This window comes from Streptomyces sp. URMC 126, assembly GCF_051386555.1.
Taxonomy (GTDB): Bacteria; Actinomycetota; Actinomycetes; order Streptomycetales; family Streptomycetaceae; genus Streptomyces.
Window position 1 is genome coordinate 1 of record NZ_JBPQTX010000248.1, and the last position, 10,691, is coordinate 10,691.

General features: G+C 72.3%; 11 protein-coding genes. 6 read left to right on the plus strand and 5 right to left on the minus strand.

Features of this window, described 5'->3' with window-relative positions; all coding sequences use genetic code 11:
* The 5 genes from ACSNOK_RS24885 to ACSNOK_RS24905 all read left to right on the plus strand — a co-directional run.
* A partial coding sequence (locus ACSNOK_RS24885) for a TraR/DksA family transcriptional regulator (RefSeq protein ID WP_436782994.1) occupies positions 1-292 on the plus strand: 292 nt, incomplete at its 5' end.
* A gap of 126 nt (positions 293-418) precedes the next feature.
* Positions 419-997 carry a signal peptidase II gene (gene lspA / locus ACSNOK_RS24890; RefSeq protein ID WP_436782995.1) on the plus strand — a complete coding sequence of 193 codons (579 nt, stop codon included), beginning with the start codon at positions 419-421 and terminating at the stop codon, positions 995-997.
* A 68-nt stretch (positions 998-1,065) separates the two neighbouring features.
* Positions 1,066-2,007 (plus strand): RluA family pseudouridine synthase, encoded by a 942-nt coding sequence (locus ACSNOK_RS24895; protein WP_436782996.1) that lies wholly within the window; start codon positions 1,066-1,068, stop codon positions 2,005-2,007.
* Positions 2,004-2,489 carry a GNAT family N-acetyltransferase gene (locus tag ACSNOK_RS24900; protein ID WP_436782997.1) on the plus strand — a complete coding sequence of 162 codons (486 nt, stop codon included), beginning with the start codon at positions 2,004-2,006 and terminating at the stop codon, positions 2,487-2,489. Before ACSNOK_RS24895 ends, ACSNOK_RS24900 begins: the two co-directional genes overlap by 4 nt.
* A gap of 115 nt (positions 2,490-2,604) precedes the next feature.
* The gene (locus ACSNOK_RS24905) at positions 2,605-4,197 is read left to right on the plus strand and encodes a Na+/H+ antiporter (protein ID WP_436782998.1); all 1,593 of its coding nucleotides are present in this window, start codon (positions 2,605-2,607) and stop codon (positions 4,195-4,197) included.
* 22 nt (positions 4,198-4,219) lie between these two features.
* Here the strand turns inward: ACSNOK_RS24905 and ACSNOK_RS24910 are convergent, their stop codons facing one another.
* Positions 4,220-5,323 (minus strand): mechanosensitive ion channel family protein, encoded by a 1,104-nt coding sequence (locus ACSNOK_RS24910; RefSeq protein WP_436782999.1) that lies wholly within the window; start codon positions 5,321-5,323, stop codon positions 4,220-4,222.
* 104 nt (positions 5,324-5,427) lie between these two features.
* Between ACSNOK_RS24910 and ACSNOK_RS24915 the strand changes: the two genes are divergently transcribed.
* Positions 5,428-6,009, plus strand: a complete 582-nt coding sequence (locus ACSNOK_RS24915) for a dienelactone hydrolase family protein (protein WP_436783000.1) — start codon at positions 5,428-5,430, stop codon at positions 6,007-6,009.
* Positions 6,010-6,134: 125 nt separating this feature from the next.
* Here ACSNOK_RS24915 and ACSNOK_RS24920 read toward each other — a convergent pair whose 3' ends face one another.
* The 4 genes from ACSNOK_RS24920 to ACSNOK_RS24935 form a co-directional block, all read right to left on the minus strand.
* Positions 6,135-7,766, minus strand: a complete 1,632-nt coding sequence (locus tag ACSNOK_RS24920) for an alkaline phosphatase D family protein (protein WP_436783001.1) — start codon at positions 7,764-7,766, stop codon at positions 6,135-6,137.
* Positions 7,767-8,100: 334 nt separating this feature from the next.
* Positions 8,101-8,934 carry a thioredoxin domain-containing protein gene (locus tag ACSNOK_RS24925; RefSeq protein WP_436783002.1) on the minus strand — a complete coding sequence of 278 codons (834 nt, stop codon included), beginning with the start codon at positions 8,932-8,934 and terminating at the stop codon, positions 8,101-8,103.
* Positions 8,935-8,974: 40 nt separating this feature from the next.
* Positions 8,975-9,643: a hypothetical protein gene (locus tag ACSNOK_RS24930; protein ID WP_436783003.1), complete on the minus strand. Its 669-nt coding sequence runs from the start codon at positions 9,641-9,643 to the stop codon at positions 8,975-8,977.
* Between the two features lie 95 nt (positions 9,644-9,738).
* Complete coding sequence (locus ACSNOK_RS24935) at positions 9,739-10,566, minus strand: thioredoxin domain-containing protein (RefSeq protein ID WP_436783004.1); 828 nt, start codon at positions 10,564-10,566, stop codon at positions 9,739-9,741.
* Between the last annotated feature and the right edge of the window lie 125 nt (positions 10,567-10,691).

The following is a 10,691-nucleotide window of genomic DNA, read 5'->3' on the forward strand; positions in this document are numbered from 1 at the left end:
GATCCGGGCGGCGGAGGAGGCGGTCAGCGGGCTGATGCGGGACTCCGGGGACGGGGCGGGGGACGATCAGGCCGATACGGGGACGAAGAACATCGCGCGTGAGCACGAGCTCGCCCTCGCCGCCAACGCCCGGGAGATGCTGGACCAGACGGAGCGGGCGCTCGTCCGTCTGGACGCGGGCACGTACGGTCTCTGCGAGAGCTGCGGCCGGCCGATCGGCAAGGCCAGGATGCAGGCGTTTCCGCGGGCCACGCTGTGTGTCGAGTGCAAGCAGCGCCAGGAACGTCGCTGACCGGGCGCGGGTGGTGTGCCGTACCCTCGTCCTCAACCGGGCAGTGCACCCGGAGCCCACCAGACACGGCAGTGCGCCGCACTGTCATGACCGGTGGTGGGTGACGCGCGGAAGCGAAGGACTCACGTGACAGAGGCGGAGCAGGCCGGACGGCCCACCGGTACGCCGGAGGGCACCGACGTGACCGGGGGGACGACGGGCGGCGACGGCGCGGTCCGGGGCAGGCGCCGGCTCGTGGCGCTGTTCTCGGTGGCCGCCTGCGCCTACCTCCTCGACCTCGGCAGCAAGATGCTGGTGGTGGCCAAGCTGGAGCACCACGACCCGATCGAGGTGTTCGGCAGCTGGCTCCAGCTGGATGTGATCCGCAACCGCGGGGCCGCGTTCAGCCTGGGCGAGACGATGACCATCGTCTTCACGATCATCGCCTCGGCGGTGATCCTGGTGATCGCCCGGATCGCGCGGAAGCTCTACAGCCTGCCCTGGGCGATCGCGCTGGGCCTGCTGCTGGGCGGCGCGCTCGGCAACCTCACCGACCGGCTGTTCCGTTCGCCGGGCGGGTTCGAGGGAGGGGTGGTGGACTTCATCGCCCCGGCCCACTTCGCCGTCTTCAACTTCGCCGATTCGGCGATCGTCTGCGGCGGGTTCCTGATCGTGATCCTGTCCTTCCGGGGGCTGGATCCGGACGGCACCGTGCACCAGGACTGACCCGGATCGAGAAGCCCCGGCCAGGGCTGTCGTACGGCGGCGGGTCACCCGTCCGGCATACTCGACGGGTGAGCACGATTCCCGAGATCCGCGCCCTGCCCGTACCCGACGGCCTGGAGGGCGAGCGCGTCGACGCCGCCATCGCACGTATGTTCGGGTTCTCCCGTACCAAGGCGGCCGAGCTCGCGGCCGCGGGCAAGGTCCAGCTGGACGGCGCCGAGGCCGGCAAGTCCGACCGCGTCAGCGGCGGCGCCTGGCTGGAGGTCGAGATGCCCGCGCCCCCGGCGCCGGTGCAGATCGTCGCGGAGCCCGTCGAGGGCATGGAGATCGTCCATGACGACGACGACATCGTCGTCATCGTCAAGCCGGTCGGCGTCGCCGCGCACCCCAGCCCCGGCTGGACCGGCCCCACCGTCATCGGCGGCCTGGCCGCCGCCGGCTACCGGATCTCCACCTCGGGCGCGGCCGAGCGCCAGGGCATCGTGCACCGGCTGGACGTCGGCACCTCCGGGCTGATGGTCGTCGCCAAGTCCGAGCGCGCGTACACCCTGCTCAAGCAGCAGTTCCGCGAGCGCACGGTCGACAAGCGCTACCACACGCTCGTCCAGGGCCACCCGGACCCGATGAGCGGCACCATCGACGCGCCCATCGGCCGGCACCCGAACCACGACTACAAGTGGGCCGTCACCGCCGAGGGCAAGCCCTCGGTGACCCACTACGACCTCATCGAGGCGTTCCGCGCCGCCAGCCTCCTCGACGTGAAGCTGGAGACCGGCCGCACCCACCAGATCCGCGTGCACATGTCCGCGCACCGCCACCCCTGCGTCGGCGACCTGACGTACGGCGCCGACCCGACGCTCGCCAAGCGGCTGAAGCTCACCCGCCAGTGGCTGCACGCCGTCCGGCTCGGCTTCGAGCACCCGGCGGACGGGCGCTGGGTGGAGTTCGCCAGCGAGTACCCCGAGGACCTGCGGCGCGCCCTGGAGACGGTGCGCGCCGAGAGCGCGTGAGCGAGGTGCCCGCCGTCCGGGTGCGGGTCGTCGCCGGGCCGGAGGAGCTGGAGGGCTGCTTCGCGGTGCGCCGAGAGGTGTTCGTGGGGGAGCAGAAGATCCCCGAGGCGGAGGAGCTGGACGCGTACGACGTCCATGCTGTCCACCTGCTGGCCACCGGCCCGTCCGGGCCCGTCGGCACCGTCCGCTTCCTGCACGGCGAGCCCGCGCGGCGGAAGTACGCCCACGCGGGCGTCGAGGACGACCTCACGGCCGTCCTCGGCCGGCTGGCCGTGGGCCGGGCCGCGCGCGGCACCGGGCTGGGGGTCGCCCTGGTCAGGGCCGTGGAGGACGAGGCCCGGCGGCTGGGCCTCACCCGCGTCTACCTGGAGGCGCAGACGCACGCGCTGGGCTTCTACGAGCGGCTGGGGTACGCGGCGTACGGTCCCGAGTTCGACGAGGGCAGCGGGATACCGCACCGGGCGATGAGCAAGGCGCTCTGAGCTTTCCGTTCTCCGCGGTGCCGACGGCCGTCGGCACCCCCGGGGCCGCCTGACGAGCCACTTCATGGCACGCTGGGGTGAACGACTGTTCCCCCATGCGCCCCGGAGGGCACTCGTGGACCAGCTGGCCCTGCTGTTCGTACTGCTGCTCGGGGCGCTCGTCACGGTCCCGCTCGGCGACCGGCTCGGCCTGCCCTCCCCGGTGCTGATGACGCTGGGCGGGATCGCCCTCGCCCTGCTGCCGTTCGTCCCGAACATCGACATCCCGCCGGAGTTCATCCTCCCGCTGGTCCTGCCGCCCCTGCTCTACGCCTCCGCGCAGCGCACGTCCTGGCGGCAGTTCGCGGCCAACAAACGGCCGATCTTCCTGCTGGCCGTCGCGCTGGTCTTCGTCACCACCTCGGCCGTCGCGGCCGTGGCCCACGCGATCGTCCCGGGGATCTCGCTGGCCGCGGCCGTGGCCCTGGGCGCGCTGGTCGCCCCGCCCGACCCCGTCGCCGCGACCGCCGTCGCGGGCTCGATCGGACTGCCGCGCCGCCTGGTGTCGATCCTGGAGGGCGAGGGGCTCTTCAACGACGTGACCGCCATCGTGCTCTACCACGTGGCCGTCGCCGCGGCCGTCAGCGGCAGCTTCTCGGTGCCGAAGGCCATCGGTGAGCTGGTGTTCTCCGCCGTGGTGGCGCTGGCGGTCGGCCTGGGGCTCGGCTGGGGCGCCAAGCGGCTGATGGACGTCCTGGGCGACGCGACGCTCCAGATCGGGCTCACGCTGCTGGTGCCGTTCGTCTCGTATGTGCTGGCGGAGGAGTTCAAGGGGTCCGGCGTGCTCGCGGTGCTGACCACCGCGCTCTTCCTCGCCGAGTTCGCCAGCGACGCGGACGACGTGCTGGGGCGGCTGGCCGGCCACACCTTCTGGGAGATCGTCGACACCCTCGTCACCGGCGTCGCCTTCGGCCTCGTCGGCCTCGAACTGCACAACGCCGTCGCCACCGCCTCGGGCCGCTGGGGCGAGATGCTCGGCATCGGCGGCGTCGTCCTCGCCGTCGTGGTCGTCGTGCGGCTGGCGTGGCTGCTGCCCGCCGCCTGGCTGGCCAAGCGGCTGCACAAGGGCCGGGACGTCGACGAGGAGATCCTGACGAGCTGGCGGGAGACCATCGTGATGTGGTGGTCCGGGATGCGCGGCGTGGCCTCCGCGGCGCTCGCCCTGGCCATCCCGCTGACCACGGACGACAAGGCGGCCTTCCCGGCCCGCGACGAGATCCTCTTCATCGCCTTCGCCGTCATCATCGGCACCCTCGTCGTCCAGGGGCTGACGCTGCCCTGGCTGGTCGAGCTGCTCGGGGTGCGCGCCGACACCGACTGGACCCGCGAGCTGGAGCGGCAGCTGGCCATCCGCGCCGCCAAGGCGGCCAGGCACCGGCTGCTGGAGATCGAACAGGAGGAGGAGCTCTCCGAGGACCTGCGGGAGATGCTCCACCGGCGCGCCTACGACGTCGGCGCCCGCATCAGTCCCGAGATGGTCGACGAGGAGCGGCGGGAGGCGCATTCCCAGCGCGTCCAGCGGCTGCACACCATCCAGCGCATCCAGGCCGAGCTGCTCTCGGCGGCGCGGCACGCGGTGCTCGACGCGCGGAGCGAGCCGTGGATGGATCCGGAGGTGGTGGACCGGGTGCTGCGGCAGCTGGACATGCGGTCGCTGCGGGGGATGTGAGCCCGCTCGGCGGGCGCTCGGCTCAGACCGGGCCCGGGCCCGGGCCGATGTCGCCCGAGGTGGGCGGCGCCTGCCGGCGGTCCGGGGTCTCGGCCGGGCCCGGCGCGGGCGCGGTGCTGATGCGCGGCAGCGCGTACGGGTGCTCCCGGCGCAGCCACTCCACCAGCTGTTCGCGGACGACGCAGCGGAGCGTCCAGATGTCGTCGGCGTCCTTGGCGGTCACCAGGGCCCGTACCTGGATGGTGGACGGGGTGGTGTCCGTGACGACGAGGCTCCAGGCCCGGCCGTCCCACTCGCGGGTGCCCTTGACCACCTCGTGCAGCCGTTCGCGCATGAGGTCGATGGGGGCGGAGTGGTCCAGGTGGAAGAAGACCGTGCCGGTCATCCGGGGGTTGCCGCGCGACCAGTTCTCGAAGGGCCGGCTGGTGAAGTACGAGACCGGCATGGTGATGCGGCGCTCGTCCCAGGTGGTGACGACCAGGTAGGTGAGGGTGATCTCCTCGACCGTGCCCCACTCGCCGCCCACCACCACGGTGTCGCCGATGCGCACCATGTCGCCGAACGCTATCTGCAGCCCCGCGAAGAGGTTGCCGAGCGTGGACTGGGCCGCCACACCGGCCACGATGCCGATCAGACCGGCGGAGGCCAGCACGGAGGTGCCCACCGTCCGCATGCCGGGGAAGGTCAGCAGCATCGCCGCCACGGCGACGACGCAGACGGCCGCCGTGACGATACGGCGGATCAGCGTCACCTGGGTGCGGACCCGGCGCATCCGGGCCGGGTCGCGGCTGCCGGCGGCGTAGCGCGCGTACGCCGCCTCGACGACGGCCGTGGCCACCCGCGTCGCGAGCCAGGCGCAGGCGCCGATGAGCACCAGGGTGAGCAGCCTGGTCACCAGGAGCTCGTGTTTGTCGGACAGCTCGGCCGACTCGTAGCCGCCGCGCAGCAGCGCCGTGCCCAGCACCAGCCGCAAGGGCATGCGGCAGCGGCGCAGCAGGCGCCACAAGGGCGCTTCCGGATGCCGTTCGGCAATCCGGCGAACCGTTTTGTCAGCGGCCCAGCCCACCACCACGGTGATGACCAGGGCAGCGCCGAGGACCGCGAGAGGCCGCAGCACGTCCTCCATGAGCACCAGCTCCTTCCGGCGTCCTGCCGGGCGCGCGCTCCTCCTTCGACCGTAGCTGGCACGATGGAGGCCACGCGATCCAGCCCTGCAAGGAAGTGACTCCGGTGCCGTCTCCTACCACGATCGTCCTTTTCCATTCGGCTTACGGACTGCGATCGTCCGTACACGCGGCGGCCGACAGGCTGCGTAGTGCCGGGTACGAGGTGCACGTACCGGACCTCTACGAGGGGCGGACGGCGGACACCGTCGAGGACGGTGTGGCGATCACGGACGAGATCGGGCACGAGGAGCTGCTGCGGCGCGCGATCACGGCCGTGGCGCCGCTGTCCGAGCGGGGGCTCGTGTACGCGGGGTTCTCCCTCGGCGGGTCGATCGCGCAGAACCTCGCCCTGGGCGACGAGAAGGCCCGGGGGCTGCTGCTGTTCCACGGCACGTCCGATCTGCCGGAGGACGCGGCGGTGGACGAGCTGCCGGTGCAGCTGCATGTGGCGGATCCGGATCCGTTCGAGCCGCATGACTGGCTGAACGCTTGGTACTTGCGGATGGGGCGGGCTGGGGCGGACGTGGAGGTGCACCGGTATCAGGGGGCGGGGCACATGTTCACGGACCCGGAGCTTCCGGATTATGACGCGGAGGCGGCGGAGCGGGCTTGGCGGGTCGCGCTCGCGTTCCTGGGGGAGTTGTAGGAGGCCCCGGCCCCGCCCTTTCACCGTTTCCTGGGGCTGCGCCCCAGACCCCGCTTGTCGCGGTTTCGCCGCTCGTCCTCAAACGCCGGACGGGCTGAACGGTCAGCCCGTCCGGCGTCCCAGCGTCAGCGCACCGGCGCCTTCACCCGCTCCATCCGCTGGGTGCCCGACAGCGTCCGGTAGGACCGCGCCCACTTCGACGTCGCCTTCGGGTCCCGCTTGTCGGAGAGGACGTAGTAGTCCATCTGCGCCCGCTCGGCGGTGATGTCGAGGACGCCGTAGCCGTGGGAGTCCATGTCGACCCACTTCACGTGCCGGTTGGCGGCCTTGATGGCCGCGACGGCCGGGAGGGAGACCGTGTGCGGCAGGACGTGGAGGGTGTCATCGAGGTTGTCGGCGGTGACCGAGGTGACGACGAACTCGGTGGCGACCGAGCGGGAGACGGGGTACGTGGCGGCCGTCTCCGGGACGTCGTTGGCCCAGGCCATGTGGATGTCGCCGGTGAGGAAGACCGTGTTGCGGATGCCGCGGCCGGTGAGGTGGCCGAGGAGTTCGCGCCGGTCGTGGGTGTAGCCGTCCCACTGGTCGGTGTTGGCGGCGATGCCCTCCTCGGGCAGGCCCAGCAGCTTGGCGAGCGGCTTGAGGAGGTGGGCCGGCATGGCGCCGAAGGCGAGCGGGGACATCATCACCGGGTTGCCGACGAGCCGCCAGGTGGTGTCGGAGGCGGCCAGACCGTCCTTCAGCCAGTCGAGCTGGGCGCGGCCGGTGAGGGTGCGGGAGGGGTCGTCGACGGCGCCGCTGCCCGCCTTGACCTGCTCCGAGCGGAACGAGCGCAGGTCCAGCAGGTGCAGGTCGGCGAGGCGGCCGAAGCGCAGCCGGCGGTAGGTGGTGCCCTCGACGGAGGGACGCACCGGCATCCACTCGAAGTACGCCTTCTTCGCCGCCGCGACGCGGTCCGCCCAGGCGCCCTCGGCGCCCGGCGTGTGGTTGCCGGCCCCGCCGGACCAGGCGTTGTCGGCGAACTCGTGGTCGTCCCAGATCGCGACGACGGGCAGCGCCGCGTGCAGGGCCTGGAGGTCGGGGTCGGTCTTGTAACGGCCGTGCCGGGTGCGGTAGTCGGCGAGGGTGACGATCTCGTGTCTGGGCTCGTGCGGCCGGACGACGTACTTGGCGGCCGGGTAGACGCCCGACGCGTACTCGTAGAGGTAGTCGCCGAGGTGCAGCACCGCGTCCAGGTCGCGGCGCGCGGCGAGGTGGCGGTAGGCGGAGAAGTGGCCCGACTCGTAGTTGGCGCAGGAGACCACACCGAAGCGGAGGCCGTCCGTCGCGGCGTCGGGGGCGGGTGCCGTCCACGTCCGGCCGGTGGGGGAGTGGACCTCGCCCGAGCCGCCGCTGACCGTGAACCGGAAGAAGTAGTCGGTCCCGGGCCGCAGTCCGCGGACGTCGGCCTTGACCGTGTGGTCGCCGGCGGCGGACGCGGTGACCGTGCCGGAGACGACGACCCGGGCGAACCCGGCGTCCTCGGCCACCTGCCAGCTGACCTGGACGGCCGGGCCGAGCCCGGAGCCGGGAACGGCCTCCGGCACCGGGGTGACCCGGGTCCACAGCAGGACGCCGTCGGGCAGCGGGTCGCCCGAGGCGACGCCGTGCAGGAAGGCGGGGGCCGTCGACGTCTCGGCCCGGGTGGCGGTGGCCGCTCCGGCGGAGGGGGCGACGGCGAGGGGCAGCAGGGCGGCGGTCGCCGCCGCGCCGGTCACGGCGGCCCGGCGGGATATAGGGGGACGTGGGTTCACGGGCGATAACTTTAACGCCGTTCACACGCATGAGCGCCCGCCCTGACAGGAGTTCGCGCGCTCCCCGCCGTGTCGTCACCGCTTCTTCGCGCCGCGTTCCCCGTCGGCGGGGGCCCGCCGGGACGAGGGGCCGTGGCCGCGGGTCGGCCGTCGCCGTTCGCCGCCGCCCGGGAGCGGCCTCGCGGTCGTCGCTCAAGTCGCCGCCGGGGTACGGGCCTTGCCCCCACCGGCGGGACGCCCTCTGCCGGAGCGCGAGAGGCGGACGGCCCCGCGGCCGTCCGCCTCCGTCGTCCGCGCGTTACTTCTTGCGCGGGCCGAACTCCTTGTCCATGACCTCGTCGAACAGCTCCTTGGACGCCGGCGGCATCGGGCCGCGCGGGCCGTCCACGGTCAGCTTCTTCTTGCCGTGCAGCAGGGTCGGGGTGCCGTCCACGCCGTCCTTGCCGAAGAGCTTGCCCATCTCCAGGGCCCAGCGGTCGTAGACGTGGTCGTTGAGGCTCTTCTCGAACTTGGCGTTGCCCTTCAGGGCCGGGACCTCCTGGGCTATCTCCAGGAGCTTCTTGTCGTCGGAGAAGGCGTCGTCCCGCTCGTCGGGGTGGTTCTTCTTGGAGAAGAGGGCTTCCTTGTACTCGAGGAACGCGTCCTGGCTGACGTTCAGGGCGGCGCCCAGCGCGCTGACGGCGTTCTTGGAACCGTCGCCCATGAGCTGCCGGTCAAGGAAGTTGACCATGACGAAGCGGACCTTGTACCGCCCGTCCTTGACGTCCTGACGGACGGTGGAGCCGACTTCCTGCTCGAAACCGGCGCACATCGGGCAGCGCGGGTCCTCGAAGATCGTCAGCGTCTCCTTGGCGCTCTTCTGGCCGATGACGATCTCGTTGCCGTTCTCGCCGGTGGTGTTGGCGGGCTTGACGAGCGTCTTCTCGGAGGCGGCCTTCCAGTGGTCGCTGGTGCCGTCGTTCATCTTGGTGACCGCGACGACCACGCCGGCCGTGATCGCCAGGACGCCGACCACCGCGGCGCCGACGATGAGCTGGCGCTTGGTCTTGTCCTTCTTGGCCTGGCGCTCGCGTTCGGCGCGCAGCCGTTCGCGGGCGGCCTGCTTGTTCTGGGCGCTGTTGCGGTTGCTCATGGTGTCTCTCCGTGGGGGTACGAATGGCGGGGATCGCTGCTCAGGCCGGGCAGGCCCGGGGCGGTCCGCGTCGTACGACGGAGTGGAGGAGCAGGGGGAGGGCGCGCGGGCGCCGGGTGCCGCGCGGGGGGCGGCCCGCCGTACCCGACGGGCCGGGCACCGCGCTCGTGGCGAGGACCAGCAGCAGCGGGCGGAAGGCCGAGGCGGCCACCGCGCGCAGCAGCCGGGCCAGCGCCACCTCGCCGCGGTGCAGCCAGGCGGCGGCGAGCAGGCCGACGCCGACGTGCAGGGTGAGCAGCAGCCAGGGCAGCGCCGAGTACAGCGCGTTCGGGGGGCTCTGGCCCGCCGTGAGGTGGGCGAGGGGCGTCCCCACCTCGCCGCCGCGGCAGACGAGGTCGATGCCCATGGAGCGCAGCGGACCGGCGACCGGGCCGCCCGCCGCGCCGTAACAGGCGTGCTGGCCGGTGGTGAAGACCGTGTCGGCGGCCAGCTCCAGGGGGACGAGGAGGGCGGCTATGTGCCCGTATCCCCGCTCACGGCCCGCCAGGGCGTAGGCGAGGACGAAGAAGGCGGCCGACAGCGCGGCGACCGTGGACACCGGCAGCGGCATCCGGGAGAGGAGGACGTGCGAGGCGGCCGAGAGGGTGACGCAGACGGCGGTGAACAGCGCGGCGCGCAGCGCCCGCAACCGAACTCCCGTCCCCTTCATAACCGGGAAGTGTGCCATGACACGCCGTAATTGTCGTGTCAAGATTCGGCATCATCCGGCGGGGTCCGCCAGGACGGGAGTCCGGTGCGCGCGGCCTACTTCAGGCGGGCGTCGACGGCCTGGCGGAACTGCTCGGCGGTCAGGGGGGCGCCCTTGCCCTGCGGAGTCTCCACCGTCAGCTTCTCGCCGTCCAGTTTGAGGGTCGGCGTCCCGGTCACGTCCTTGTGGCTGTCGAACTCGTCGGACATCTCCAGCGCCCACTTGTCGAAGGTACCGTCCTTGACGTTCTTCTCGAACGCCGCGTTGCCCTTCAGGGCCGGGACCTGCTGGGCGATCTTCAGCAGGGTGTCGTCGTTCGCGAAGGCGTCCTTGGTCTCCGGGGGGTGGTTCGCCTTGGAGTAGAGGGCCTTGGTGTAGGCCGAGAACGCCTCGGGGCTGACGTCGAGGGCCGCGCCGACGGCGCTGAGCGCGTTCTTGGCGCCGGTGCCGCCCAGGCCGCGGTCGAGGAAGGCGCCGATGTGGTACGAGACCTTGTACGTGCCGGCCTTGACGTCCTTGTCGACGGTGTCGCCGACGTTCTGCTCGAAGACCGAGCAGACCGGGCAGCGCATGTCCTGGTAGATCTCCAGGGTGTGCTTGGCGTTCTTGTCGCCGATGACGATCTCGGTGCCCTTGGCGCCGGCGGTGTGGGCCGGCTTGACGAGGGTCTTCTCGGCGGCGGCCGTCCAGGCGGAGTCCTTGTCGTCGTCGCCGAGCCGGCTCACGGCCACGCCGATGCCGGCCGCGACGGCGAGGACGCCGACGACCGCGCCGCCGACGAGGAGCTGGCGGCGGGTCCGCTCCTTCTTCGCCCGCCGCTCGCGTTCGGCGCGCAGCCGCTCGCGGGCGGACTGCTTGTTCTCCCAGGTGTTGCGCTTGCTCATGATGCCGCTTCTCCGTGCTGTGGCTGAGGGGTTTCCGGTCAGGCGGGGACGGGCCGGACCGGGGGGCCGCGCCGGATGACGGAGTGGAGGAGCGGGGCGCGCGCCGCGGGCGGGAGGGCGTGCGG

What these genes read in the sequence shown, in the direction of transcription:
- ACSNOK_RS24910 (WP_436782999.1), bottom strand. Translation starts at nt 5,323, where the DNA reads ATGGAGGACGTGCTGCGGCCTCTCGCGGTCCTCGGCGCTGCCCTGGTC.
- ACSNOK_RS24925 (WP_436783002.1), bottom strand. Translation starts at nt 8,934, where the DNA reads ATGAGCAACCGCAACAGCGCCCAGAACAAGCAGGCCGCCCGCGAACGG.
- ACSNOK_RS24930 (WP_436783003.1), bottom strand. Translation starts at nt 9,643, where the DNA reads ATGAAGGGGACGGGAGTTCGGTTGCGGGCGCTGCGCGCCGCGCTGTTC.
- ACSNOK_RS24935 (WP_436783004.1), bottom strand. Translation starts at nt 10,566, where the DNA reads ATGAGCAAGCGCAACACCTGGGAGAACAAGCAGTCCGCCCGCGAGCGG.